This is a genomic window from Nocardioides sp. YIM 152315 (assembly GCF_029210375.1).
Lineage (GTDB): Bacteria > Actinomycetota > Actinomycetes > Propionibacteriales > Nocardioidaceae > Nocardioides.
The window spans coordinates 1-24,863 of record NZ_JARGER010000039.1 but is presented as its reverse complement, the minus strand read 5'-3'; the positions used below and the strand labels follow the sequence as shown (position 1 = coordinate 24,863).

Annotated in this window: 24 protein-coding genes; 16 read left to right on the top strand and 8 right to left on the bottom strand. The window is 72.3% G+C overall.

What is annotated here, in order from left to right; genetic code table 11:
• The first annotated feature begins 1 nt into the window (after position 1).
• Positions 2-1,024, top strand: coding sequence for a S66 peptidase family protein (locus PZ894_RS16525; protein ID WP_275746466.1), 1,023 nt, complete (start codon positions 2-4; stop codon positions 1,022-1,024).
• A 9-nt stretch (positions 1,025-1,033) separates the two neighbouring features.
• Positions 1,034-2,038 carry a beta-ketoacyl-ACP synthase III gene (locus tag PZ894_RS16520; protein ID WP_275746465.1) on the top strand — a complete coding sequence of 335 codons (1,005 nt, stop codon included), beginning with the start codon at positions 1,034-1,036 and terminating at the stop codon, positions 2,036-2,038.
• Positions 2,039-2,260: 222 nt separating this feature from the next.
• Here the strand turns inward: PZ894_RS16520 and PZ894_RS16515 are convergent, their stop codons facing one another.
• Complete coding sequence (locus PZ894_RS16515) at positions 2,261-2,608, bottom strand: UBP-type zinc finger domain-containing protein (RefSeq protein ID WP_275746464.1); 348 nt, start codon at positions 2,606-2,608, stop codon at positions 2,261-2,263.
• A gap of 199 nt (positions 2,609-2,807) precedes the next feature.
• Between PZ894_RS16515 and PZ894_RS16510 the strand changes: the two genes are divergently transcribed.
• From PZ894_RS16510 to ilvC, 5 genes are all read left to right on the top strand, one after another.
• Positions 2,808-3,224 carry a VOC family protein gene (locus tag PZ894_RS16510; RefSeq protein WP_275746463.1) on the top strand — a complete coding sequence of 139 codons (417 nt, stop codon included), beginning with the start codon at positions 2,808-2,810 and terminating at the stop codon, positions 3,222-3,224.
• A complete protein-coding gene (locus tag PZ894_RS16505; protein WP_275746461.1) occupies positions 3,221-3,892 on the top strand; it encodes a 4a-hydroxytetrahydrobiopterin dehydratase in 672 nt (223 codons plus the stop codon). The genes PZ894_RS16510 and PZ894_RS16505 overlap by 4 nt, the downstream gene beginning before the upstream one ends.
• A gap of 181 nt (positions 3,893-4,073) precedes the next feature.
• The gene (locus tag PZ894_RS16500) at positions 4,074-5,882 is read left to right on the top strand and encodes an acetolactate synthase large subunit (protein ID WP_275746458.1); all 1,809 of its coding nucleotides are present in this window, start codon (positions 4,074-4,076) and stop codon (positions 5,880-5,882) included.
• Positions 5,883-5,958: 76 nt separating this feature from the next.
• Complete coding sequence (gene ilvN, locus PZ894_RS16495; protein ID WP_275746456.1) at positions 5,959-6,516, top strand: acetolactate synthase small subunit; 558 nt, start codon at positions 5,959-5,961, stop codon at positions 6,514-6,516.
• Between the two features lie 74 nt (positions 6,517-6,590).
• Positions 6,591-7,619 (top strand): ketol-acid reductoisomerase, encoded by a 1,029-nt coding sequence (gene ilvC, locus PZ894_RS16490; protein WP_275746454.1) that lies wholly within the window; start codon positions 6,591-6,593, stop codon positions 7,617-7,619.
• A gap of 48 nt (positions 7,620-7,667) precedes the next feature.
• On the opposite strand, the gene PZ894_RS16485 is transcribed toward ilvC, so the two are convergent.
• Genes PZ894_RS16485 through PZ894_RS16475 form a run of 3 tightly spaced genes read right to left on the bottom strand, consistent with a single transcriptional unit; the run spans position 7,668 to position 10,200 of the window.
• On the bottom strand, positions 7,668-8,363 hold the full coding sequence (locus PZ894_RS16485; RefSeq protein ID WP_275746452.1) for a GntR family transcriptional regulator: 696 nt from the start codon (positions 8,361-8,363) through the stop codon (positions 7,668-7,670).
• Between the two features lie 35 nt (positions 8,364-8,398).
• Positions 8,399-9,064, bottom strand: coding sequence for a response regulator transcription factor (locus tag PZ894_RS16480; RefSeq protein WP_275746451.1), 666 nt, complete (start codon positions 9,062-9,064; stop codon positions 8,399-8,401).
• Positions 9,061-10,200: a DUF5931 domain-containing protein gene (locus PZ894_RS16475; RefSeq protein ID WP_275746450.1), complete on the bottom strand. Its 1,140-nt coding sequence runs from the start codon at positions 10,198-10,200 to the stop codon at positions 9,061-9,063. Before PZ894_RS16475 ends, PZ894_RS16480 begins: the two co-directional genes overlap by 4 nt.
• Before the next feature lie 84 nt (positions 10,201-10,284).
• On the opposite strand from PZ894_RS16475, the gene PZ894_RS16470 reads away from it, so the two are divergent.
• The 6 genes from PZ894_RS16470 (at position 10,285) to efeB (ending at position 16,504) form a co-directional block, all read left to right on the top strand.
• A complete protein-coding gene (locus PZ894_RS16470) occupies positions 10,285-10,575 on the top strand; it encodes a YiaA/YiaB family inner membrane protein (RefSeq protein WP_275746449.1) in 291 nt (96 codons plus the stop codon).
• Positions 10,576-10,636: 61 nt separating this feature from the next.
• Positions 10,637-12,406, top strand: a complete 1,770-nt coding sequence (locus PZ894_RS16465; protein ID WP_275746447.1) for an ATP-binding protein — start codon at positions 10,637-10,639, stop codon at positions 12,404-12,406.
• Positions 12,407-12,456: 50 nt separating this feature from the next.
• The gene (locus PZ894_RS16460) at positions 12,457-13,164 is read left to right on the top strand and encodes a DsbA family oxidoreductase (protein WP_275746445.1); all 708 of its coding nucleotides are present in this window, start codon (positions 12,457-12,459) and stop codon (positions 13,162-13,164) included.
• Positions 13,165-13,218: 54 nt separating this feature from the next.
• Entirely contained in the window at positions 13,219-14,070 is an 852-nt protein-coding gene (gene efeU, locus PZ894_RS16455; RefSeq protein ID WP_275746443.1) for an iron uptake transporter permease EfeU, read from the top strand.
• A gap of 11 nt (positions 14,071-14,081) precedes the next feature.
• Complete coding sequence (efeO, locus tag PZ894_RS16450) at positions 14,082-15,242, top strand: iron uptake system protein EfeO (RefSeq protein WP_275746441.1); 1,161 nt, start codon at positions 14,082-14,084, stop codon at positions 15,240-15,242.
• A gap of 38 nt (positions 15,243-15,280) precedes the next feature.
• Positions 15,281-16,504 carry an iron uptake transporter deferrochelatase/peroxidase subunit gene (gene efeB / locus PZ894_RS16445; RefSeq protein WP_275746440.1) on the top strand — a complete coding sequence of 408 codons (1,224 nt, stop codon included), beginning with the start codon at positions 15,281-15,283 and terminating at the stop codon, positions 16,502-16,504.
• On the opposite strand, the gene PZ894_RS16440 is transcribed toward efeB, so the two are convergent.
• Together PZ894_RS16440 and PZ894_RS16435 are read right to left on the bottom strand one after the other, a co-directional pair.
• Complete coding sequence (locus PZ894_RS16440; protein WP_275746439.1) at positions 16,483-17,037, bottom strand: GNAT family N-acetyltransferase; 555 nt, start codon at positions 17,035-17,037, stop codon at positions 16,483-16,485. The two genes, efeB and PZ894_RS16440, sit on opposite strands and share 22 nt — an antisense overlap.
• A gap of 274 nt (positions 17,038-17,311) precedes the next feature.
• Positions 17,312-18,868 carry an ATP-binding cassette domain-containing protein gene (locus tag PZ894_RS16435; RefSeq protein ID WP_275746438.1) on the bottom strand — a complete coding sequence of 519 codons (1,557 nt, stop codon included), beginning with the start codon at positions 18,866-18,868 and terminating at the stop codon, positions 17,312-17,314.
• A gap of 224 nt (positions 18,869-19,092) precedes the next feature.
• Here PZ894_RS16435 and serA point away from each other — a divergent pair, with 224 nt between their 5' ends.
• On the top strand, positions 19,093-20,679 hold the full coding sequence (gene serA / locus PZ894_RS16430) for a phosphoglycerate dehydrogenase (RefSeq protein ID WP_275746437.1): 1,587 nt from the start codon (positions 19,093-19,095) through the stop codon (positions 20,677-20,679).
• Positions 20,680-20,752: 73 nt separating this feature from the next.
• On the opposite strand, the gene PZ894_RS16425 is transcribed toward serA, so the two are convergent.
• Positions 20,753-21,493, bottom strand: coding sequence for a hypothetical protein (locus PZ894_RS16425; RefSeq protein ID WP_275746435.1), 741 nt, complete (start codon positions 21,491-21,493; stop codon positions 20,753-20,755).
• Between the two features lie 31 nt (positions 21,494-21,524).
• Complete coding sequence (locus tag PZ894_RS16420) at positions 21,525-22,958, bottom strand: PLP-dependent aminotransferase family protein (RefSeq protein WP_275746433.1); 1,434 nt, start codon at positions 22,956-22,958, stop codon at positions 21,525-21,527.
• Positions 22,959-23,019: 61 nt separating this feature from the next.
• On the opposite strand from PZ894_RS16420, the gene PZ894_RS16415 reads away from it, so the two are divergent.
• Positions 23,020-23,688 carry a hypothetical protein gene (locus PZ894_RS16415; protein ID WP_275746431.1) on the top strand — a complete coding sequence of 223 codons (669 nt, stop codon included), beginning with the start codon at positions 23,020-23,022 and terminating at the stop codon, positions 23,686-23,688.
• Positions 23,689-23,695: 7 nt separating this feature from the next.
• Positions 23,696-24,793 (top strand): NAD(P)H-binding protein, encoded by a 1,098-nt coding sequence (locus PZ894_RS16410; protein ID WP_275746430.1) that lies wholly within the window; start codon positions 23,696-23,698, stop codon positions 24,791-24,793.
• Positions 24,794-24,863 lie beyond the last annotated feature (70 nt).

The following is a 24,863-nucleotide window of genomic DNA, read 5'->3' as shown; positions in this document are numbered from 1 at the left end:
CATGCCCCTCCCAGGACCGCGCTTCCCGCCACCGCTCGCGCCGGGCGACCTGATCGCCGTCACCGCACCGTCGAGCGGGGTCGGACCGGACTCGCACCCCCGGCTCGAGTTCGCCCTCCAGTGGCTGCGCGACCGTGGCTTCCGGGTCGTCGTCGGCGAGTGCATGTCGGGCGACGAGGTGCGCTCGGCGCCCGCCGCGCAACGCGCCGCCGAGCTCGTCGACTTCCTCTGCGACCCCGACGTCGCCGCCGTCGTGCCGCCCTTCGGCGGCGAGCTCGCCATCGACCTCCTGGAGGTCCTCGACTGGGACCGGCTCGCGGCGGCGGAGCCCACCTGGCTGGTCGGCTGGAGCGACCTGTCCACCCTGCTGGTGCCGCTGACGACGCGCCTCGGCTGGGCGACGCTGCACGGCTGGAACCTGATGGACACGCCGCTCGCGCCGCCGGAGGGGCTCGCGCACTGGACCGACCTGCTTGCCGCGACCGGTGACGTCGTGCAGCGCAGCCCCGGTCGCACCCGCGACGGCTGGGGCGACTTCCGGGTGCCCGACACCACCCGGATGACGCTCGACCGCGAGACCGACTGGGTCGTGCTCGGCGGAGGCGACGTCGACGTCTCCGGCCGGCTCATCGGCGGCTGCCTCGAGGTGCTGTCACCGCTCGCGGGGACGCCGTACGCCGACATCCCGGCGTTCGGCCGCGCGCACGCCGACGAGGGGCTGCTCGTCTACGTCGAGGCGTGCGAGCAGGGCGCCTACGACATCTGCCGGATCCTCCACGGACTGCGGATGTCCGGCTGGTTCGAGCACGCGAACGCCGTGCTCGTCGGCCGCACCCCGGCACCCGATGCGCCCGACCTCACCCAGCTGGAGGCGGTCGAGGAGGCGCTCGGCGGGCTCGGCGTCCCCGTCGTCTCGCAGATGGACATCGGCCACACCCAGCCCTTCCTGCCGCTGGTCAACGGGGCGCGCGCGAGGTTGGTGGTACGCGACGGCGTCCGGGAGGTCACCCAGACGCTCGCGTAGTCTGCGGCTGTGACGACGATCAACCAGCGGTCGGGCGCGGCGGCGACCGCGATGCTCGGCCTCGGTGTGCACCGCCCGGAGCGCATCGTGACCAACGACGAGATCTGCGAGGTGCTGGACTCCAGCGACGAGTGGATCCGGACGCGCTCCGGCATCAGGACCCGGCGGTACGCCGCCGAGGACGAGTCGCTGCTCGACATGGCGACGGTCGCGGCGGAGCGGGCCCTGAAGGCGTCCGGGGTGGCCGCGGGCGACCTCGGAACCGTCATCTTCGCGACGTCCACGCACGTCCAGCACACCCCGGCCGCCGCGCCCCTGCTCGCGGACCGGCTCGGCTCGCGCGCGGCGGCGTTCGACGTCTCCGCCGGGTGCGCCGGCTTCTGCCACGCGCTGTCCGTCGCGTCGGACCTCGTCCGCGGCGGCAACGCGGGCCTCGTCCTGGTCGTGGGCGCCGAGCGGCTCAGCACGTTCATGGACCCGACCGACCGCGGGACCGCCTTCATCTTCGCCGACGGCGCCGGTGCGGTCGTCGTCGGTCCCGCCGAGGGGGCCGGTATCGGTCCGGTGGCGTGGGGCTCCGACGGCTCGCAGTCCCACGTCATCACCCAGTCGATGCGGTGCGACGAGCTCGACGCCGACCATCCGCTGGTGGTGCGGATGGAGGGAACCCAGGTCTTCCGCTGGGCGCCCTTCGCGATGGCCGACGTCGCCCGCGAGGCCGTCGCCGCCGCCGGCCTCGAGCTGACCGACCTGGACGTGTTCGTCCCGCACCAGGCGAACCTCCGGATCACCGAGACCCTCGCCCGCAACCTCAAGCTCCCCGAGGGCATCACGGTCGCGCGCGACGTCCAGGACTCCGGCAACACCTCGGCCGCGTCGGTGCCGCTGGCGATCGAGGCGATGGTGCGGGCCGGTGAGGCGAAGCCGGGCGACACGGCCCTGCTGATCGCCTTCGGCGCCGGCCTCAGCTACGCCGGCCAGGTCGTCACGATCCCGCAGGTCGCGCTGGACTGAGACGCGCCCCGCGCTTGGTCGCCCGGGGTCCCGGTGGTTGAGGAGGGTGCGCTCTCGCCCGGGCTCCCGGTGGTTGAGGAAGGCGCGCTGTCGCCCGGGCTCCCGGTGGTTGAGGAAGGCGCGCTAGCGCCTGTCTCGAAACCCCCGCAGTCGAGAGGGTCTCGGTGGTTTCGAGACGGTTGGTGCGCAACCTCCTCAACCACCGAGTGTCTCGTCCTGCCGTCAGCGCACGTGGTCGCGCCAGTCGTCGGGCACGCGGCCGGCGGGTCCCGGCGCCGGCTGGTCCTCGGGGTGGCACAGCGGCGGCGCGAGGTCGGGGCCGAGGAAGCCGCCCTCCGCCGCGTAGTCCCAGAACCAGTCCTCGCCCGGCTCGTAGGTGCGCACCACGGGGTGCCCGGTCGCGCGCCAGTGCGCGGTCGCGTGCTGCGAGGGTGACGAGTCGCAGCAGCCGACGTGGCCGCACTGCGCGCAGCGGCGCAGGTGCACCCACCAGCCGCCGGCCTCCTCGCACTCGACGCAGCCGGTGCCGCTGGGAGGGGCGGCGGTGTCGATGCCGGGGCGGTCGCTCACGGGTCCGACGCTACCGCTCGGCGGACTTCTCGGGGAGTGCTCGCGGTTCTGGGGCGATGCATTGCCCGAGAACCGCGGGAATACCCGGTGCACCGGGTATTCCCGCAGAGCGGGCCCACCGCCCGCCCACGCCCCGGCCGAACCCTCGCCGCGGACGGAACGACTCGCGTCGGACGGTGCGGAGTGCGAAGGTGGGGAGGTGGACCAGCGGATCAGCTTCGTCACGCTCGCCGTTCGCGACCTCGACGCCACCCGGGCCTTCTACCTCGACGGTCTCGGCTGGCAAGCGGCGATGGACGTGCCCGCAGACGTGCTGATGATCCGGGCGGGCGAGCATCTGCTGCTGTCGCTGTGGGTGGAGCCGCACTTCGAGGCCGAGGTGGGCGAGATCCGGCGCGGCCCCGGCCTGGCGCCGGTCACGCTCGCCCACAACGTGCCGACCCGTGACGAGGTCGACGCGGTGCTCGCGACCGCGCGCGCCGCGGGCGCCGACCCGGTGCAGGACGCCGAGGAACGCGAGTGGGGCGGCTACACCGGCTACTTCGGCGACCCCGACGGCTACCGCTGGGAGATCGCCTACAACCCCGGACCGATCGGACAGGTGGTGCTGCCATGACCGAGACCGACCCGAAGCAGGTGCTGCGCTATCCCGACGTCGTGGCAGCGAACCTCGACGACTGGCGGTTCTTCCTGATGAAGCTGCACGCCCGGTTCAAGACCGGCAGCTTCGTCAAGGGGCTGGAGCTCGTCTCCCGGATCACCGACGCCGCCGAGGAGGCCAACCACCACCCCGACGTCGTGCTGACCTACCCGCAGGTCGACGTCGACCTGCAGAGCCACGACGTGCACGGCGTGACCAGTCGCGACATCGCGCTCGCTCGCCGGATCTCCGCGATCGCTGCCGAGCTCGACATCGAGTCGGCGCCGCGGGAGGTCTCCACGCTCGAGCTCGCGCTCGACGTGCCCGACGGTGACGAGGTCAAGGCCTTCTGGGCGGCGGTGCTCGGCTACACCGACGACCCCTGGCACCAGGTCGAGGACCCCGGCGGCCGCAACAACACCCTCTGGTTCCAGGAGGCCCCCGCCGCGACGGGCGAGGTGCAACAACGCTTCCACCTCGACATCGTGGTGCCGCGGGAGGTCGCCGAGGAGCGGGTCGCGGCCGCGGTCGCCGCCGGCGGCACGCTGGTCAGCGAGGACGCGGTGCCGGCGTTCTGGGTGCTCGCCGACCGGCACGGCAACAAGGTGTGCGTGTGCACGGCCGACGGCCGCGACACGGAGTGAGACCGCCGTCCCGGATGTTGGGACGCGTGCCAGACTCGGATGCGGGCGAGCGGGTGGTGCGGCTACCGTGGGGCCATGCGCAAGGAGCTTCTTGTACGCACGCGACGTGTGAGCTGAGTCCGAGACGACTCCAGCGCGCACGTCGACCCCTCGCCGCCCCACCGGGCCGAGGGGTTTTTTGTTGGTCAGGCACGGCACCACCCGAACGGGAAGTCCCAGAAGAGGAACAGTGATGAGCGAGCAGGTGACAGGCGCGCAGAGCCTGATCAGGTCGCTGGAGGCCGCGGGCACCACGGAGATCTTCGGCATCCCGGGCGGCGCGATCCTCCCGGCGTACGACCCCCTCATGGACTCCTCGATCCGCCACATCCTGGTGCGCCACGAGCAGGGCGCCGGACACGCCGCGCAGGGCTACGCGGCGGCCACCGGCAGGGTCGGCGTGTGCATGGCGACGTCGGGCCCCGGAGCGACCAACCTGGTCACGCCGCTCGCGGACGCCCACATGGACTCGGTGCCGATCGTGGCCGTGACCGGCCAGGTCGGCGCCGCGGCCATCGGCACCGACGCCTTCCAGGAGGCCGACATCCGCGGCATCACGATGCCGATCACCAAGCACAACTTCCTGGTCACCGACCCGGCCGAGATCCCGCGCACGGTCGCCGAGGCGTTCTACATCGCCTCCACCGGGCGACCCGGACCGGTGCTCGTCGACGTGGCCAAGTCCGCGCTGCAGGCGATGACGACGTACGCCTGGCCCGGCGAGCTCAACCTCCCCGGCTACCGGCCGGTGACCCGGCCGCACTCCAAGCAGATCCGTGAGGCCGCGCGGCTCATCCTCGAGTCGCGCCGTCCGGTCCTGTACGTCGGTGGCGGGGTCATCCGCGCCCGCGCCGCCCAGGAGCTGCGCGTGCTCGCCGAGCTGACCGGCATGCCGGTGCTCACCACGCTGATGGCGCGCGGCGCCTTCCCCGACAGCCACCCGCAGCACCTCGGCATGCCCGGCATGCACGGCACGGTCGCCGCGGTCGCGGGCATGCAGAAGTCCGACCTGATCATCAGCCTCGGCGCCCGGTTCGACGACCGGGTGACCGGCAACCTCGACTCGTTCGCGCCGGGCGCGAAGGTCATCCACGCCGACATCGATCCCGCCGAGATCGGCAAGAACCGTGCGGTCGACGTCCCGATCGTCGGCGACTGCCGCGAGGTGATCAGCGACCTGGTCGTCGCCCTCAAGGCCGAGGCCGACGCGGGCCGCACGGGCGACTACGAGGCCTGGATCGCGTTCCTCGCCGGCATCAAGAAGACCTACCCGCTCGGCTACGACCGCCCGTCCGACGGCAGCCTCGCGCCGCAGTACGTGCTCGAGCGACTCGGCGCGATCGCCGGCCCCGAGGCCGTGTACGCCGCGGGGGTCGGCCAGCACCAGATGTGGGCCGCCCAGTTCGTGGGCTACGAGCACCCCAACACCTGGATCAACTCCGGAGGTCTCGGCACCATGGGGTACGCCGTGCCGGCCGCGATGGGCGCGAAGGTCGGCCGCCCCGATGCGACCGTGTGGGCCATCGACGGCGACGGCTGCTTCCAGATGACCAACCAGGAGCTGGCCACCTGCGCGATCAACGACATCCCGATCAAGGTCGCGGTGATCAACAACGAGTCGCTCGGCATGGTCCGGCAGTGGCAGTCGCTGTTCTACAACGAGCGCTACTCCAACACCGACCTGCACTCGAAGCGGATCCCCGACTTCGTGAAGCTCGCCGATGCCTACGGCTGCGTCGGTCTGGCCTGCGAGAGCCCGGACGACGTCGACGCCACCATCAACAAGGCGATGGAGATCAACGACGTCCCGGTGGTCGTGGACTTCCGGGTCCACCGCGACGCGATGGTGTGGCCGATGGTCGCCGCCGGCACCAGCAACGACGAGATCAAGTACGCGCGAGACCTCGCGCCGAAGTTCGACGACGACGCAGATGTGGAGCTCCGAGCGTGAGTGAGCGAAGCGAACGAACCATCCGACACAGCCCCTCTCGTGCCTCATCGGCGCCCGGAGCGAAGCGAGGACGTCGATGAGCATTCCGCTCAACACCAAGCACACGCTGTCGGTCCTCGTCGAGAACAAGCCCGGCGTCCTGGCCCGCATCGCCGGGCTCTTCAGCCGGCGCGGCTTCAACATCGACTCCCTCGCCGTCGGCCCGACCGAGCATCCCGAGGTCTCCCGGATGACGATCGTGGTGGACGTCGAGCAGTCGCCTCTCGAGCAGGTCACCAAGCAGCTCAACAAGCTCGTCGAGGTGATCAAGATCGTGGAGCTCGACGGCGCTGCGTCCATCAACCGCGAGCTGATGCTCGTCAAGGTCCGGGCCGACGTCGACGCCCGCGGACAGGTGCTGGACGCCGTTCAGCTCTTCCGCGCGAAGGTCGTCGACGTCGCGACCGACGCGATCACGATCCAGGCGGTCGGCAACGCCGACAAGCTCGCCGACCTGCTCCGCGTGCTCGAGCCCTTCGGCATCCGCGAGCTCGTGCAGTCCGGCATGGTCGCGATCGGCCGTGGCTCCCGCTCCATCTCCGAGCGCACCCTGCGCCCGGTGACCATCCCCGCTCCGCCAGCCGTCGGTGGTTGAGGAGGGACGAAGTCCCGTCTCGAAACCGCCCCACGACGTACCAACGAATCACCAACAACGAAGGAGAAGCCCTCGTGGCTGAGATGTTCTACGACGACGACGCCGACCTGTCCCTGATCCAGGGCAAGAACGTCGCGGTCATCGGCTACGGCAGCCAGGGTCACGCCCACGCGCTGTCCCTGCGCGACTCGGGCGTCGACGTGCGCATCGGCCTGCAGCCGGGTTCGAAGAGCCGCGCCAAGGCCGAGGCCGAGGGCCTGCGGGTCGTCACGCCCGCGGAGGCCGCGGAGGAGGCCGACGTCATCGTCATCCTCGCGCCCGACCAGCACCAGCGGAGGCTGTACGCCGAGGAGATCGCGCCGCAGCTCGCCGAGGGCGACACCCTGGTCTTCGGCCACGGCTTCAACATCCGCTTCGGCTACATCGAGCCCCCGGCCGGCGTCGACGTCTTCATGGTCGCCCCGAAGGGCCCCGGCCACCTGGTGCGGCGCGAGTACGTCGACGGGCGTGGCGTGCCGGTGCTGGTCGCCGTCGAGAAGGACGAGTCCGGCAGCGCCTGGCCGCTCGCTCTCTCCTACGCCAAGGCCATCGGCGGCCTGCGCGCCGGCGGCATCAAGACCACCTTCACCGAAGAGACCGAGACCGACCTCTTCGGCGAGCAGGCCGTCCTGTGCGGCGGCGCCTCGCAGCTGGTCATGTACGGCTTCGAGGTCCTCACCGAGGCCGGCTACCAGCCCGAGGTCGCCTACTTCGAGTGCCTCCACGAGCTGAAGCTGATCGTCGACCTCATGTACGAGGGCGGCATCGCCAAGCAGCGCTGGTCGGTCTCCGACACCGCGGAGTACGGCGACTACGTCTCCGGCCCGCGGGTCATCGACGAGCGCGTGAAGGAGAACATGAAGGGCGTCCTCGAGGACATCAAGAACGGCTCCTTCGCCCAGCGCTTCATCGACGACCAGGACGCCGGCTCGCCGGAGTTCACCGAGCTGCGCAAGAAGGGCGAGCAGCACCCGATCGAGCAGACCGGCCGCGAGCTGCGCAAGCTGATGGCCTGGGTCAAGTCGCACGACTCCGACTACACCGAGGGCACCGCCACCCGCTGACGGCACGAATCGACGCTGACCCGGCAGATGCATGCTGCCGGGTCAGCCTCATTGCGGGAGCCGGGCGAGAGCCGCTTGTAGCGTGCTCTCGGCGGCGTCGAGGTGGGCCACCCAGGCATCACGGAGGGCGTGCGCGTCCCCTCCGCGGGCGAGTTCCAGCATGGCACGATGTTCGTCCACCCAAGTGCCGCCCGAGAGCGCACCGGGGCCCCCATCTGCGAGCAGGTGCAGGTAGCGGTCCGTCAAGCGCCAGAGGATATCCAGCACTCGACGGTCGGCTCCGGTGGCGGCTTCCTCGAGAATCGCCAAGTGGAATGCACGGTTGCTTGCCGCGACCTCTGCCGGGTCCGGTCGCGTTCCGACGAGCTCGTCGAGCATGGCCCGCGCCCGCTCGAGGTGCTCTTCCGACATCGCTGTCATCGCCCGAAGGACGACGTCGCCTTCGATGATCCGGCGCAGTCGGTAGATGCCGCTCAGTTCCTCCGAGCTCAGGGAGGTGACCAGCGCGGACCGGCCGGGGCGGAGAGTCACCAGTCCTTCGCTCTCAAGACGCCGCAGCGCTTCGCGTACCGGGATGTGGCTGACACCGAACATCTCGCACAGCTCCACGATCGAGAAACCACTGCCGGCCGCGAGCTCGCCGTTCGTGACCGCGCGGTGGAGCTCCTCGGTCACCTGGTCGACGAGAGACGTCGTCGACAGGGGGCGTCGCGGCGCGTCCGCTGTTCGCTCGGTGTCTGCCATCTGCCCTCTCGCCGTCAGCTCCCTCGCGCGAAACCCTACTCGTCCAGCCCGCGCTCGATCGCGTAGCGCGTGAGCTCGACACGGTTGTGCATGTGGAGCTTGCGCAGCGTGTTCTGCACGTGGTTCTGCACCGTGCGGTGCGAGAGCACGAGCCGCTCGGCGATCTGCCGGTAGGACAGGCCCTTGGCGACCAGCCTGAGGACCTCGGTCTCGCGGTCGGTCAGGCTCGGCTCGCCCGGGTCCGGCGCCGGCGCCGGCGCGCCGGAGATCCGCTGGAACTCGCCGAGCACGAGCCCGGCCAGGCCCGGCGTGAAGACCGGGTCGCCGGCGGCGGTGCGGCGTACGGCGTCGAGCAGCTCCTCGCGCGACGCGGACTTGACCAGATAGCCCGTCGCACCTGCCTTCACCGCGGCGAGCACGTCGCCGGGCTCGCCCGAGGCCGACAGGATCAGCACCCGGGCCGAGGGGTCCTCGGCCACGACCGCGGCGGTGACCGCGACGCCGTCGGGCTCCGGGATCTGCAGGTCGAGCACCACGACGTCGGGTCGGGCGGCCGGGTAGCGCGCCACCGCCTCGCGCCCGGTGGCCGCCACCGCGACCATGTCGAGCCCCGCAGCGGCCAGGTCGCGCTCGACGGCGTCGCGCCACATCGGGTGGTCGTCGACCACCATCACCCGGAGACGGGCCTCGGCCTCGGTCATGGCGTCGAACCTACGGGGCGCGGGACGACGATCTCCCACTCGGTGCCGAACGGTCCGGACACGACCTCCGCGGTGCCGCCGAGGTCGGCGACCCGGCCGCGGATCGACTCGGCGACGCCGAGCCGTCCCTCCACGGCCGCCTCCTCGAGCCGGCCGGCCGGGATGCCGGGGCCGTCGTCGCGCACCGACAGCTCGACCCGGTCGGGGAACGCCTGGAGGAGCACCCAGGCCGGCGCATCCTCCCCGACGTGGGTCCGGACGTTGTCGAGGCAGGCCCCCACGACGGCGACGAGCTCGCGCGCCGTGGCGGCCGGCACCTCGACCGGTGTGCCCGGTGTCGACACGGTGACCGACCGTCGGCTCTCGAGCCGCACCAGCTCGGCGACCACGTCGACCGCGCCCGTCCGGGCGCCGTCGCCGAGGTCGTCCTGGGCGCGGATCAGCGCGCGCAGCTGGCGCTCCTGCTCGCCGGCCAGCCGACCGAGGTCCGCCGCGGCACCGCCGAGCTCACCCCCACGTCGCTGCACGAGCGCGAGCACCTGCAGCACGCCGTCGTGCACGGCGCGCGCGAGACGGGCCCGCTCGGCCGCCACCGCGGCCGCCCGCTCGGCCGCGTCGCGCTCGGTCGCGAGCTGCTGCAGCGAGCCGCACACGAAGCCGATGACAGGTCCGCCGACGACGAGCAGGAACGCGTTGCCGTAGTCGGACCAGTCGAGGTCCTGCCGGGCCAGGTCGGCCGCCGCCAGCACGAGACCGGCCACCAGCCCGCCGACCCAGCGGTAGTGGATCGCCCACGCGATCAGCGCCCCGATGATCCAGAACCCAGGGACGCTCGCGGTCGCGCCGTCGGCCATGACGTACGGCGAGGCCAGGAGCATCGCGACGGCGATCGCGAGATCGGCCGCGAGGAGCGCGCGGCCGCGTCGGTGCGGCTCGGCGTACGCCCAGGTGGCGAAGCCCGTCCAGCCGATCATCGTGACGACGCAGGCGGCCATCGCCGCCGGCCGGCCGACGTCGTCGGCGCGGTAGACCGCCAGCACGACCGCGTTGGCCAGCACGACGATCCGGAGCACCGCGAGGGCACGGAAGAGCTGGTCCTCGACGGCGATCGCCGCCGGTGACGACCAGGTGCTCACGGACGGCAGTCTGGCACCGGGTGGTGGCGGAGATGAGTATCCGTACCGATGCGGCAGCGTCGCCGGGGCGCCGAGACTCCTCGCATGGACACTCCGAACCGCTCCTCCAAGAACACCACGGCCTTCTACGCCCAGTCCGCGATCGCCTTCGGCCTGGCCCTCTTCACGATGCTGGTCGCCATCTTCTACCTGCCGGGCGAGCCATGGCCCAAGGCCTTCCTCGCCCTCGGGACCGTCTTCCTCACGACGTCCGCCTTCAGCCTCGCCAAGTGCGTGCGCGACGCCCAGGAGAGTCAGTACGTCGTCTCCCGGCTCGATCAGGCCCGGGTCGACCGGATCCTGGCCGACCACGACCCGTGGAAGGAGGTCGGCTGACACGCTCGTCACGTCGGTCAGTGAACGCTGATCGGGGCGCCGAAGACGATAGTTTCGTCCCGTGGCGACCGACGCACCCGAGAGCAAGCCCGACGACCACGCGACATGGTCGGACTCGTCGGCGCGCGCGGTGCTCCAGCTGATGGTCGAGTCCGTGGCCGAGATGGTCGGGTTCGAGGTGGCCGCGCTGTCGGTGGTGCTCGGCGACGAGCTCGTGACGCTGGCCTACACCGGCCCCGAGGAGCACCGTGAGTTCCTCGAGGAGAGCGACCCGGTCTCGGTGATCGAGCCCGTGCTGGCGCGGGCACAGACGTGGGGCCCGCGGCTGCGCTTCATCGAGGCGACGGCGCTCGAGGAGCTCGAGGGCCACTGGGTCGAGATCGAGCAGGTGCCCACCGACGCTGCCGACTCCTCCGACGCCTGGCGGCCCGACGACGGCCTGCTCGCCGTGCTCAGCGGCGACGACGGTGGCGTCGTCGGCATCCTCTCCGTCGACCGCCCGTCGAGCGGCCGGCGGCCCGACGACCGTCAACGGAGCCTTCTCGAGAGGTACGCCGCGCAGGCGGAGCGTGCCGTCCTGACGCTGTTCGAGCGCCAGGCGCTGCTCCAGCAGGTCGCCCACGCCGAGTCCGCCCGTCGGTTGATCCGGTCGGCGTCGCGGCCCACGCACGGCTCGGTCGAGGACGTGCTGCGGCACACGCACGGCCCGCTGGTCACCGGCTTCGACGCCCGGGGCTCGTGGCTCCAGGTGTTCCAGCCCGACGGGCCGAGCGTCGGGGTCCTGCGCGCCGACACCGGTGAGCTCCTCCCGCTGGCGCCGGACCTGGTCGAGGTCGTCGAGAAGGTCGCGCCGACCCTGTGGGCCGAGCAGCGTCCGGCCGTGCTGACCGCCGACACGATCCCGGCGGGGTTGCCGGCCGAGATCCGCGAGCACCTCGTCCAGCGCGACGTGGCCTCGGTGCTCGGCATCGCCCTGGGCGTCGGCGACGAGTGCGTGGGCTTCCTGGCGCTGTCGCGGCACGCGGACCAGTCGTCGTGGTCCCAGGCCGAGATCGACTCCGCACTCCAGATCGGGCACGACCTCGGCGCCGCGTTGATGACGGCGCGCGCGCTGGAGCGGGAGCGCAACCTGGTGCACGAGCTCCAGCAGATCGACGACTACCGCAGCCAGCTCGTCGCGACGCTCTCCCATGAGCTGCGCACGCCGCTCACGGTGATCTCCGGCAACCTCGAGCTGCTCGGGACGATGGAGCTCGATCCCGGTGCGGAGCGCTGCCACCGGGCGATGAGCCGGGGCGCGCAGCGGATGGGCAAGGTGGTGGACGACCTGCTCCTGCTCGCGCGGGTCAGCAACCCGCACCACCCGCTCGAGCGGGTGCCGGTCGACCTGCGCTCGGTCACCCGTGACGTGGTCTCGCTCGTCGAGTTCACCGCCGCGTCCAAGGGCGTCACGCTCACCGTCGACCTCGAGCCCGACGAGCTCGTCGTGCCCGGCGACCCGGTCGAGCTCGACCGCCTCGTCGGCAACCTGGTGAGCAACGCCGTCAAGTACACGCCCGCGGGCGGGACGATCACGGTCTCCGCCGCCCGTCGCGCCGACGAGGTCGTGCTCGGTGTGGCCGACACGGGGCTCGGCATCTCCGAGGACGACCGACAGGGGCTCTTCCGGGCGTTCTTCCGCACCACCAACCCCGACGCCCTGCGCGAGCCCGGCACCGGTCTGGGCCTGGCGATCGTCGCCACGATCCTCGAGCGCCACGGCGGGCGGGTGGACGTGGGCTCGCGGCTGGGGGAGGGCACGACGTTCACGGTCACCCTGCCGGCCGCGTGAGCTCGAGACCCGCCGCGGAACAAGGCGTCGTCGGTCGTGGTTGCCCCGGCGTGAAGATCGAGATCTGGAGTGACGTCGTCTGCCCGTGGTGCTTCGTCGGCAAGCGTCGCCTGGAGACCGCCCTCGCCGAGTTCCCGCAGCGCGACGAGGTCGAGGTCGTCTACCGCTCCTTCGAGCTCGATCCCGGCGCCCCGCGCCACGGCCACGAGCTGAGCACGGGCGTCATCGCGCGCAAGTACGGCCGCAGCGAGGCCGAGATGCGCCAGATGCAGCAGCAGCTCGTCGACCTCGCCGCCGAGGAGGGACTGGCCTTCCGACTCTTCGAGACCGTGCACACCAACACCGTCGACGCCCACCGCCTGCTCCACCTCGCGCTCGAGACCGGCGGCGCCGAGCTCCAACGCGATCTGAACGAGACCCTGCTCTCGGCGTACTTCGAGCAGGCCCGCAACATCGGCGACCACGACGTGCTCACCGAGATCGCGACGGGGGTCGGCCTCGACGAGGCACGGGTCCGCGAGATCCTGGCCGGCGACGAGTACGCCGACGCCGTGGCCGCCGACGTCGCCCGGGCCCGCGCGTACGGCGCGACCGGCGTGCCGTTCTTCGTCATCGACGAGAAGTGCGGAGTCTCCGGCGCCCAGCCGAGCGAGGTCTTCGCGCAGCTGCTGCAGCAGGCGTGGGCCGACGCCCATCCGGTGCTCCAGGCCGTCGGCGGCGACGCTGAGGCGTGCGGGCCGGACGGCTGCCCGATCTGACGGGGTGGAACCCAAGGTTAGGCAAACCTAACCGCTCGGCGTACGATCCGGTGCGTGCTCGCGAACTACCTGATCGGCCTGCGGGAGGGCCTCGAGGCCGCGCTGGTGGTCAGCATCCTCGTCGCCTACCTGGTCAAGACCGACCGGCGCGAGCTGCTGCCGCGGATCTGGCTGGGTGTCGGCATCGCCGTCGCCGTCGCGCTCGGGTTCGGGTTCGCGCTCTTCTACGGTCCGCGCGGGCTCACCTTCGAGGCGCAGGAGGCGATCGGGGGCACGCTGTCGATCGTCGCGGTCGGCCTCGTCACCTGGATGATCTTCTGGATGGCGCGCGCCGCCCGGTCGCTCAGCGGCGAGCTCCGCGGCCAGATCGACGCGGCGGCGGAAGGGAGCTGGTGGGGCCTCGTGCTGGTCGCCGTCCTCGCGGTCGGTCGCGAGGGCCTCGAGACCGCGCTCTTCTTGTGGTCGGCCACCGAGGCGGTCTCCCGCGACAGCAACGCGACGTGGCAGCCCCTGGTCGGTGCCGGCCTCGGCATCGCCACGGCGGTCGTCCTCGGGTACCTGCTCTACCGCGGCGCGATCTCGATCAACCTGAGCAGGTTCTTCACCTGGACCGGTGCGTTCCTGATCCTGGTCGCCGCCGGCGTGCTCTCCTACGGCGTCCACGACCTGCAGGAGGCCGGCATCCTGCCCGGCCTGCACCGCCTCGCGTGGGACGTCTCCGACACGATCGACCCGACGACCTGGTACGCCACGCTCCTCAAGGGCATCTTCAACTTCTCCCCGCAGACGACCGTCCTCGAGGCGACCGTCTGGTTCCTGTACGTCGTGCCCGTCATGACGCTCTTCCTCCTCTCCGCCCGCCGGCGCACCGTCGCGCCCACCAAGACCCCGACCTCCGTCAGCTGAAGGAACCCCGCATGCGCAAGACCGTCATCGTCGCCCTCGTGGTGGCCGTCCCGCTGCTCGCCGCCTGCACCGAGAACACCCGCGGCGACGACTCCGACTCGGGCGACGCCCGCACGGTCGCGGTGACCTCGACCGACGAGGGCTGCGAGCTCTCGGCGGTCGACGCGCCGTCCGGCACGCTGACCTTCGACGTCACCAACGAGGGGTCGCAGGTCACCGAGTTCTACCTCCTCGGCGACGACGGCCTCCGGATCGTCGGAGAGGTGGAGAACATCGGCCCGCAGCTCTCCCGAGAGCTGGTCGTCAACGCGCCCGCGGGCACCTACGTCACGGCGTGCAAGCCGGGCATGAAGGGGGACGGCATCCGTGCCGACTTCACCGTCAGCAAGTCCGGCGACGAGCCGGCCGTCTCCGCCGACGACCAGCAGCTGGTCGACCAGGCGCTGCAGAACTACCAGGCCTACGTGCAGGACCAGTCCGACCAGTTGGTCGCGAAGACGGAGCAGTTCGTCGAGCTCTACGAGTCCGGCCAGGACGACGAGGCGCGCGCCCTCTATCCGGACGCCCGGGTGCACTGGGAGCGGATCGAGACGGTGGCGGAGTCCTTCGGCGACCTCGACCCGATGATGGACGCCCGCGAGGCCGACCTCGAGGAGGGCCAGGAGTGGACCGGCTGGCACCGGATCGAGAAGGACCTCTGGCCGCCGGCCGCGGGCTACACCCCGCTCACCGACGAGGCGCGGGCGACGTACGCCGAGGACCTGATGACGAACACCGAGACGCTCGACAAGCGCGTCCAGAAGCTGACCTACACCGTCGACCAGATCGCCAACGGCTCGCGCGGCCTGCTCGAGGAGGTCGCGACCGGCAAGGTCACCGGTGAGGAGGAGATCTGGTCGCACACCGACCTGTGGGACTTCCAGGCCAACGTCGACGGCGCCCGCGTCGCCTACGAGGGCGTCCAGCCGATCGTCGAGCAGAAGGACGCGGAGCTCGCGACGACGCTCACCGAGCGGTTCGCGGCGCTGCAGACGCTGCTCGACGCGCAGAAGACCGACACCGGTTTCACCTACTACGACGAGCTCAGCCAGGACGAGGTCCAGCAGCTCTCCAACGCCGTCAACGCGCTCTCCGAGCCCCTGTCCCAGCTCACCGCGGCGGTGCTGTCCTGACCGAGCACATCTCCCGGAGGGGCCTGGTCGGCGGCGGTGTGGCCGCGGCCGGCCTGGCCGCCGGTGCGTTCGCGGCGGGCCGCGCGACGGCGGCCGAGGGTACGCCGACCTCGGGTCGCGAGGACGCGTTCGCGTTCCGCGGTGCACACCAGGCGGGCATCACGACCCCGGCCCAGGATCGACTGCACTTCGCGGCGTTCGACGTCACGACGGGCTCGCGGGCGCAGCTGATCGCGCTCCTGAAGGCCTGGACCGACGCGGCCGACCGGATGACGCAGGGGCTGCCGGCCGGTGACGTCGGCCCGACCGACGGGCCGGTCGACCTGCCGCCCGACGACACCGGCGAGGCGATCGGGCTGTCGGCCAGCGGGCTGACGATCACCTTCGGCCTGGGCCCGACGCTCTTCCGCGACGCGCACGGTCGCGACCGGTTCGGCATCGCCGACCGGCAGCCCGCGGCGCTGCGCGCGCTGCCGCACTTCCCGGCCGACGTGCTCGACCCCGAGAAGTCCGGCGGCGACCTCTGCGTGCAGGCGTGTGCCGACGACCCGCAGGTCGCGGTGCACGCGATCCGCAACCTGGCGCGCCTCGGCTTCGGCACCGTCGCCGTCCGCTGGTCGCAGCTCGGCTTCGGGCGCACGTCGACCACGTCGACCTCGCAGTCGACTCCGCGCAACCTGTTCGGGTTCAAGGACGGCACCGCCAACATCAAGGCGGAGGAGACCGACGCCGTCGAGCGGCAGGTCTGGGTCGCGCCGGACGACGACGCGCGGGCCGGCTGGCTCGTCGGCGGGTCCTACCTGGTGACCCGGCGGATCAACATGACGATCGAGGTCTGGGACCGGCAGCCGCTCGGCGACCAGGAGGAGTTCGTCGGGCGCACCAAGGCGTCCGGCGCACCGCTCTCGGGCGGCACCGAGTTCAGCGAGCCCGACTTCACGATGCCCGGCAGCCAGGGCCCCGTGATCCCGCGCGACGCGCACGTCCGGGTCGTGCACCCCGACTCGCACGGCGGCGCGCGGATGCTGCGTCGCGGCTACAACTTCGTCGACGGCTCCGACGCCCTCGGCGGTCTCAACGCGGGGCTCTTCTTCATCGCGTTCGTGCGCGACCCCGACACCCAGTTCATCCCGATCCAGAACGCGATGGCGAAGTCCGACGCGCTCATGGAGTACCTCAAGGTCACCGGCTCGGCCCTCTTCGCCGCCCCTCCCGGTGCCGCCGCCGGCGAGTACGTCGGTCAGGCGCTGTTCGAGGCCTGAGCCGCTGCCCACTGCTCGGCGGTGATCGCGAAGCAGGCCGACTCGCCCTCGTACCACTTCTCCACAGTGCCGCGGTCCTCCATGCCGATCCGTCGCATCACGGCCTGCGACGGCCAGTTGTCGGTGTGGCTGACCGCGATGACCTCGGGCAGGCCACCGGCGAAGCCGTGGGCCAGCACCGCGGCCGCGGCCTCGCTGGCGTAGCCGTGTCCCCACGAGTCGGGGTGCAGGTGCCAGCCGATCTCGACCTCGCCGTGCTCCGCGTTCGGCAGCGTGAGCAGCAGGACGGTGCCGACGACGAGCCCGTCCGCCTGCCGCTCGACGGCCCACGTGCCGAGCGGCGGCGCGTCGCGCTCGGCGTACCGATCGATCCGCGCGTGCGCCTCGTCGAGGTCCTTCATCACCACCGGCTCGCCGTCGCCGAGCCACCTCACGACCTCGAGACGACCCAGGATGTCGAGCAGCCGGTCGGCCTCCTCGTGCCGCCACGGGCGGATCAGCAGGCGCTCGGTCGGCAGGTGCATCTCGGGCATGCCGACACCCTCTCAGGAGTCGTCGGCCGCGGCACGGGAGTTTCCGGGCGGGCTGCGGGGTGGGCGGTGGGGTGGCGGTGGGCTGTCCACCTTCTTCGCACCGGAAACGGTGCAGGGGCCACCGCCCGGTAGGCGCTCGGCGGGTCCGGCGGTGGGAAGTGCACCCTCTCCCGGCCCCAAAGGGTGGAGGAGCCACCGCCGCCCGCGGTCACGAGGGGCTCGCGAGTGAGATCTCCCGGAAGCTACGGCCTGCCTGGCCGCCGCCATTCTCGGCCTAGTCTCCGTCAGTCGTCGGGGCTCCGAGGTCGACGACCCGGTCGACGCCGACGTCGTCGAGGAACGTCGCGTCGTGGCTGACCACGACGAGCGCCCCGCGATAGGAGTCGAGCGCCGAGACGAGCGCGTCGTACGACGCGAAGTCGAGGTTGTTGGTCGGCTCGTCGAGCAGCAGCAGCTGCGGGGCGGGGTCGGCCAGCAGCAGCGCGGCGAGCGTCGCCCGGAAGCGCTCGCCGCCCGACAGGTCGCCGACCCGACGGTCGGCGGCGGTGCCCCGGAAGAGGAAGCGCGCCAGCCGGGCGCGGACCGTGTTGGCGTCCGCGCCGGGTGCGCGACGCGCGACGTTGCCGAAGACCGTGTCGGCGTCGTCCAGGACGTCGAGCCGCTGTGGGAGCAGCGCGACCGGGACCTGCGCCTGCGCGACGAGCGCGTTCAGCAGCGTGGTCTTGCCCGAGCCGTTGGGGCCGACGACGCCGATCCGCTCGGGCCCGTTGACGGCCAGCTCGTCGGTCGCCAGCACGACCCGACCGCGCGGCACCTCGGTGCCGGGCAGGTCGATGCGGATCTCCCGGTCCTCGCGCAGCCGGGACTCCGCCTCGTCGAGGCGGTCGCGCGCCTGCTCCAGCCGGTCGTCGTGGACGCGCCGGTACTTCGCGGCCGACTCCTCGGCGGCGCGCTTCTTCGCACCGACGACGATGCGCGGCAGGCCCCGGGTCTCGGCCGCCTTCCTGCCCTGCCGGCGCCGCTGCGCGAGCACGCGCTCGGCCTCGACGCGGTCGTTGCGCTGGCGGCGCAGGTCGGAGCGCGCCGCGCTCACCGCCTGCTCGGCAGCCTCCTGCTCCGCGGCGACCTGGGCGGCGTACGACGAGTAGCCGCCGCCGTACCACCGCACGGACCCGCCACGGAGGTCGCCGATGCGGTCCATCCGCTCGAGCAGCTCGCGGTCGTGGCTGACGACCAGCAGCGAGCGACTCCAGCCGTCGACGACGTCGTAGAGGCGGCGGCGCGCGTCGGCGTCGAGGTTGTTGGTCGGCTCGTCGAGCAGGAGCACGTCGGGCCGGCGCAGGAGCAGCCGGGCCAGGCCGAGCTGGGTGACCTCGCCGCCCGAGAGCTCGCCGAGGCTCCGGTCGAGCACGTCGTCGGGGAGGCCGAGCCGGCCCAGCTCGGCGACCGCCCGCTCCTCGACGTCCCAGTCGTCGCCGATGGTGTCCAGGTAGGACTCGAGGTGACGGGGGTCGACGTCACCGGACTCGACGGCACGGATCGCGCGCCGCACGGCACCGATGCCGAGGAACTCCTCGACCGCCTGCGCGACATCGAGCGTGAGGTCCTGGGGCAGGTAGGCGACCTCGCCGGCGACGGCCAGGTGGCCGGCGGTCGGGCGCAGCACGCCCGCGACCAGGCGCAGCAGGGTCGACTTGCCGGCGCCGTTGACGCCGACGAGGCCGGAGCGGCCGGAGGAGACCAGCAGGTCGAGATCCCGGAGGACCGGGGAGCCGTCGGGCCAGGCGAAGCCGAGGCCGGACGCGGTGATGACAGCGGTGGATGCGGGCATGGCAGAGCTCCAGAATGAGGTGGCGGTCGAGGGACACCTCAGAGCTCCAAGAGAACCTGCCTGCGGGAGGGAGTGGGACCGGACGAGCGTAGGCGGGGACGACAGGCGGACGCCAGTCGATTACCGGCGCCGGTCGGGTAGTGTCGCGAAGGAGCACAGCGTCGTGCCGCGCCGGCCGTCCCGCACCGGCCACCCGTACCGCACCGTCGACGAAACGGATCGCTGTGAACCTGCCCGTCGTACTCATCGCCGAGGAGCTGAGCCCCGCCACCGTCGAGGCGCTGGGCCCGGACTTCGAGATCCGTCACTGCGACGGCGCGGATCGCGACCAGCTGCTCTCCGCGATCGTCGACGTCGATGCGCTGCTGGTGCGGTCGGCGACGAAGGTGGACGCCGAGGCGCTGGCCGTCGCGCGCCGGCTCAAGGTCGTCGCCCGGGCGGGCGTGGGCCTCGACAACGTCGACGTCCGGGCCGCCACCCAGGCCGGCGTGATGGTCGTCAACGCGCCGACCTCCAACATCGTCTCCGCCGCCGAGCTCGCCGTGGCGCTGATGCTCGCGGCGGCCCGCCACGTCGCGCCGGCGCACGCGGCGCTCCGGGCCGGCGAGTGGAGGCGCTCGCGCTACACCGGCACCGAGCTCTACGAGAAGACGGTCGGCATCGTCGGGCTCGGCCGGATCGGCGTGCTGGTCGCCCAGCGGCTCTCGGCGTTCGGTATGCGGGTGATCGCCTACGACCCGTACGTGCAGGCCGGCCGCGCCGCCCAGATGGGCGTGCGCCTCGTCGACCTCGGCACGCTCCTCGCCGAGGCGGACTTCATGTCGGTGCACCTGCCGAAGACCACCGAGACCGCCGGCCTGATCGGTGCCGACGAGCTCGCGAAGGCAAGGCCCTCACTGGTGCTCGTCAACGCCGCCCGCGGTGGGATCGTCGACGAGCAGGCCCTGTACGCCGCCCTCAAGGAGGGCCGGATCGCTGCCGCCGGCCTCGACGTGTTCGCGGTCGAGCCGTGCACCGACAGCCCGCTCCTCGAGCTCGAGAACGTCGTCGCGACCCCCCACCTGGGCGCGTCCACGGCCGAGGCGCAGGAGAAGGCCGGCCTCGCGGTCGCCAGGTCGGTGCGGCTCGCGCTCGCCGGCGAGCTGGTGCCCGACGCGGTCAACGTCCAGGGCGGCGTGATCGCCGAGGACGTCCGCCCGGCCATCCCGCTGACGGAGAAGCTCGGCCGGGTCTTCACCGGTCTCGCCGGCGAGGTCGCCCAGCAGGTGGACGTCGAGGTGCGCGGCGAGATCACCGACTTCGACGTGAAGGTGCTCGAGCTCGCGGCCCTCAAGGGCATCTTCGCCGACATCGTCGAGGAGCAGGTCTCCTACGTGAACGCACCCCTGCTCGCGGCCGAGCGTGGCATGGCGGTGCGGCTGGTCGTCGACCCCGAGAGCCCCGACCACCGCAGCCTGATCACGATCCGCGGGACGCTGGCCGACGGGTCGCTGGTCTCGGCGAGCGGCACGCTCGTCGGCATCGGCCAGCGCGAGCGGCTGGTCGAGGTCAACGGCTTCGACGTCGACATCGAGCCGACCGAGCACCTCGCGTTCTTCACCTACGAGGACCGGCCGGGCATGGTCGGCACGGTCGGCGGCATCCTCGGCGAGGCCGGGGTGAACATCGCCGGCATGCAGGTCTCGCGTCAGACCCGCGGCGGCCTGGCGCTCGTGGCCCTCTCGGTCGACTCGGCGATCGGCGCCGACACGCTCGACGACATCCGGTCGGCGATGGCGGCGTCCTCGACCCGCGCCGTCAACCTCGACTGAGATCACCGGCGGTCGCGACCCGGACGTCCGCATCGGCACGGGCACGACGTGGTCGCCCATGGTGCTCCGGGTGTCAGTGCGACTCGAGCAGGGAGCCGTAGCCGGAGATCCGGTCGCGGATCCCGTTGGCGCGGAACGCGTGCCACATGGTCGCGAGGTTGATCGCGATGACCGGCTTGCCGAGCTCGCGCTCGAGCTCGGCGGCCACCGCGATGCACTCGAGGTTGGTGCCGCACTGGACCAGCGCGTCGACGTCCGGGCCGTCGACCGCGAGGAACGCCGCGCGCAGCCTCTCCGGCGTCTCGTCGGCGATCGAGGTCGCCGACGCAGAGCAGAGGCCCTTGATCGCGGCGACGTCGAACCCGAGCTCGGTGAAGTAGGCGACGACCTGCTCGTCCCCGACCGGCTGGTAGGGCGTCACGATGCCGATCCGTCTCGCCCCGAACGCTCTCAGCGCCTCGCGGGCCGCGGTCGCGCCGGTCGTCACCTCGAGCCCGGTCAGATCGCGCACGTGCTGCTCGAACGCCGCGTTGCCCCGCACCCCGCCCCAGAACGTCTCGGCCGACATGCCCATCACGACGTACTCGGGACGACAGGTCATCACGACCTCCAGTGCGCTCGGCAGCGCCTCGTTGAGGCACTCGCGGAAGGCGCCGAACGCGGCGGCGGAGTCGAGCGCGGGTGCCTCGATCATGATCCGACCGGTGTGCCACGAGCAGTCCTGCGGGCGGAGGTGGTGGAACTCGCGCTCGACCGACGTGTTGGTCGAGGGCAGGACGAGGGCGAACCTGCGTCCCCTGGTGATCGCGCTCATGGACCAAACATAGACGATATATTTCAGGTGGTCAGGCGACCATCACCCGGCTGGCGCGGCCCGCCGGGGTGGGCCGCGACCGCACGGCCGCCCACGCGTCGGCGATGCGGCGCACCGCCTCGGCGAGCTCGTCGGCGGGCCGGGTCCAGGGGATGCGGACGAAGGTGTCGAGGCCGCCCTCGGCGGCGAAGACGGGGCCGGGGGCGACGATGACGCCGCGGCGCTCGGCCTCGGCGGCCAGTGTGGTGCCGAGCGCGGCGGGCAGTCGGCACCACAGCGCCAGCCCGCCCGCCGGGAGGTGGAACCGCCAGTCGGGCAACAGCTCGGCGACGGCGTCGGCGAGGGCGTCGCGCTGCTCGCGCAGGCGGGCCCGGTTCGCGGCGAGGACGGCCTCGGCGTCGGCGAGGATGCGCACGAGCACGAGCTGCTCGAGGACCGGCGCGCCGAGGTCGAGCGAGACGCGGGCCCGGGTGAGGCGCTCCATCCGATCGCGCGGGGCGCGGATCCAGCCGAGGCGCAGCCCGCCCCAGAAGGCCTTGCTGGCGCTGCCGATCGTGATCGTGTCCGGCGCGAAGGCGGCGAAGGGGAGCGGCATCGACTGGCCTTCGAGCGCGAGCGCCTGGTGGGCCTCGTCGACGACGGCGGTGGTCCGGCTGTGGCGCAGCTGCCCGGCGTACTCCTCGCGCTGGGCCGCGGTCATCACGTGGCCCGTCGGGTTCTGGAAGTCGGGGATCAGGTAGGCCAGCCGCGGCGCGGTCTGGCGCAGGGTGGCCGCGACCGCGTCGAGGTCCCAGCCCTCGGGGTCGACCTCGCTCGGCACCAGTCGCGCGCCGGCGTGCCGCAGCGCGTCGGTGGCGTTGGGGTAGGTCGGCGACTCGACCAGCACCCGGTCGCCGGGGCTCGTGAACGCCTGCGCGACCACCGCGCCGGCCGTGAGCGCACCCGGCGTGATCATCACCTGCTCGGGATCGGTCGGCAGCCCGCGCGCGTCGTACGTCGCGGCGATCGCGGCCTGCAGCTCGGGCAGCCCGGCGGGGAAGTAGCCGTGACCGCCGAGGTACGCCGGGAGGTCGCCCGTCGCGTCGGCGTACGCGCGGGCGATGCCCGGTGGCGCCGACGGGGCCGCGCAGTTGAGGTCGATGGCGTCGGTGTCGCCGGGGCGCGGGAGCAGCGCGCGGTCGTGCGCCCGGGCCCGGCCGCCGGGCACCCGCGTGAACGTGCCCGCGCCGCGCCGCGCCTCGGCGTACCCGCTCTCGCGCAGCGCGGCGTAGGCGCGGGTCACGGTGGTGCGCGAGACGCCGAGCGCCGAGGTCAGCTCCCGCTCGCTGGGCAGCCGGGTGCCGACCGCGATCCGGCCGTCGCCGATCAGCAGGGTGAGGGCGTCGGCCAGGCCGGCGTACGCGGGGGAGCGGTCGAAGCCGGCGACCAGGGTGGCCACCCGGGCGGCGCCGATGGTGCGCGTCATGCGGGCCACTCTCGCACGATTGGCTATTTCAGAGAAGGCCAATCGACGCGAGAATGGTTCCGTGAGCACGATCGCCCCCGCACCCCGCCGAGAGCTCAGCGACCTCGGCCCGATCGCGCAGCTGCGCGCCGGGCGGCTGGGACGCCGGCTGCCGCAGCTGTACGCCGGGCTGGTCGCGTACGGCGTCTCGCTCGCGCTCATGGTCCGCGGCGACCTCGGGCTCGCGCCGTGGGACGTGCTGCACTCCGGCCTGATCCGGCACGTGCCGATCACGCTCGGCCAGGCCGTCGTCGTGATGAGCTTCGTGGTGCTCCTGCTCTGGATCCCGCTGCGGGAGAAGCCGGGGCTGGGCACGATCTCCAACGCGATCGTCGTCGGCCTCTCCGCCGACGCCACCCTGGCCGTCCTCGACCGCCCCGGCGGTCTCGGCCTGCGGATCGCGCTGATGGTCGGCGGCATCGTGCTGTGCGGCCTCGCGACCGCGATGTACATCGGCGCCCAGCTCGGCCGCGGTCCGCGCGACGGCCTGATGACCGGGCTCGCCCGGCGCAGCGGACGGTCGCTGCGGCTGGTGCGCACCGGCCTCGAGGTCGCGGTCGTCCTGATCGGGCTGCTGCTCGGCGGGACCCTCGGGATCGGCACGGTGCTCTACGCGCTGGCGATCGGGCCGCTGACGCAGCTCTGGCTGGCGGCGTGGATCGTGCCGCTCGACGACAGGAACCGTATATGATCTATTCATGGCCTTCAGCACGATCACGGACCTGGACGCCGGCGCGGCCCAGCGGCACAGCCACGCGCTGCTCCAGCGGATCCTGACGACCGCGTCGATCTCGTACGCCACCGGGCCGACGGGCATGGGCGACGGCGAGCGAGTGCTCGTCCTCGGGGGCACCGGCTACATCGGCCGGGCGCTGGTGCCCGAGCTCGCGCGCCGCGGCTACCGGCCCGCCGTGCTCGCCCGCAGCCCCGAGGTCGAGAGCGAGGCGGAGTACGCCGGCGCCGAGGTCATCGTCGGCGATGCGACCCGTGCCGCCGACGTGAGGTCCGCGGTCGACGTCGCGCCGACCGCGGTCGTGATCTCGCTGCTCAGCGGCCGGCGGCCCAACGACGCCGAGGACTGCCGCCTCGTCGACCACGAGGCCGTCGTCAACGGCATCAAGGCCGCCGTCGCCCACGAGGTGCGGCAGTTCATCCACGTCAGCGACTTCGGTGCCTACCGCCCCGAGCTGATCCCGCAGGTCTACAAGCTCCAGGTCGAGGGCGAGCTGATCGGCCAGCACCACGGCCACGTGCCGTGGACGATCGTGCGGCCCACGGCGTACTTCCCCTACCTGTCGGTCGCCTTCGGTGACGTCAAGAACGGCGGCCGGTACCGCATCTACGACCACGGCGAGTGGAACGTCGTCAACCCGATCGCCCGCGAGGACCTGGCCGAGTTCATCGTCAACCAGGTGCTCGCCGACGACGCGATCGGCCGGGTGCTGCCGGTCGGCGGCCCGTGGACCGCCGACAACGCCGTCACCCTCAGGGGTGCCGGCGAGATGATGTTCGACATCAACGGGCGGACACCCGACTGGGAAGTCATCACCATGGCGAGCTGGGACAAGAAGATCGCGCGCCTGCGCCGGCTCGGCAGGGTCAGCAGGCAGCTGAAGCCGGTCGTCTTCTACCTCGAGGCCGCGAAGTACTGGTCGGTGGTCGACCACGTCGCCCCGGCGTACGGGACGCGCACCCTGCGCGGCTTCATGGAGAAGCTGAAGGACCGGGACTTCCCGACCGGCAGCTACCGCGAGCGGATGCGCAAGGGCACCAACGTGATGCCGACCGACATCTGAGCGCTGGGCACCGGTGGTTGAGGAAGGACGAAGTCCTGTCTGTAAGGAAGGTTCCGGTGACTTTGCCCTC

Coding starts and splice junctions, on each gene's coding strand:
- PZ894_RS16410 (WP_275746430.1), top strand. CDS start 23,696: ATGGCCTTCAGCACGATCACGGACCTGGACGCCGGCGCGGCCCAGCGG.
- PZ894_RS16470 (WP_275746449.1), top strand. CDS start 10,285: ATGGACACTCCGAACCGCTCCTCCAAGAACACCACGGCCTTCTACGCC.
- efeO (WP_275746441.1), top strand. CDS start 14,082: ATGCGCAAGACCGTCATCGTCGCCCTCGTGGTGGCCGTCCCGCTGCTC.
- PZ894_RS16435 (WP_275746438.1), bottom strand. CDS start 18,868: ATGCCCGCATCCACCGCTGTCATCACCGCGTCCGGCCTCGGCTTCGCC.
- PZ894_RS16505 (WP_275746461.1), top strand. CDS start 3,221: ATGACCGAGACCGACCCGAAGCAGGTGCTGCGCTATCCCGACGTCGTG.
- PZ894_RS16440 (WP_275746439.1), bottom strand. CDS start 17,037: ATGCCCGAGATGCACCTGCCGACCGAGCGCCTGCTGATCCGCCCGTGG.
- PZ894_RS16480 (WP_275746451.1), bottom strand. CDS start 9,064: ATGACCGAGGCCGAGGCCCGTCTCCGGGTGATGGTGGTCGACGACCAC.
- ilvN (WP_275746456.1), top strand. CDS start 5,959: ATGAGCATTCCGCTCAACACCAAGCACACGCTGTCGGTCCTCGTCGAG.
- PZ894_RS16525 (WP_275746466.1), top strand. CDS start 2: ATGCCCCTCCCAGGACCGCGCTTCCCGCCACCGCTCGCGCCGGGCGAC.
- PZ894_RS16485 (WP_275746452.1), bottom strand. CDS start 8,363: ATGGCAGACACCGAGCGAACAGCGGACGCGCCGCGACGCCCCCTGTCG.
- PZ894_RS16420 (WP_275746433.1), bottom strand. CDS start 22,958: ATGACGCGCACCATCGGCGCCGCCCGGGTGGCCACCCTGGTCGCCGGC.
- PZ894_RS16425 (WP_275746435.1), bottom strand. CDS start 21,493: ATGAGCGCGATCACCAGGGGACGCAGGTTCGCCCTCGTCCTGCCCTCG.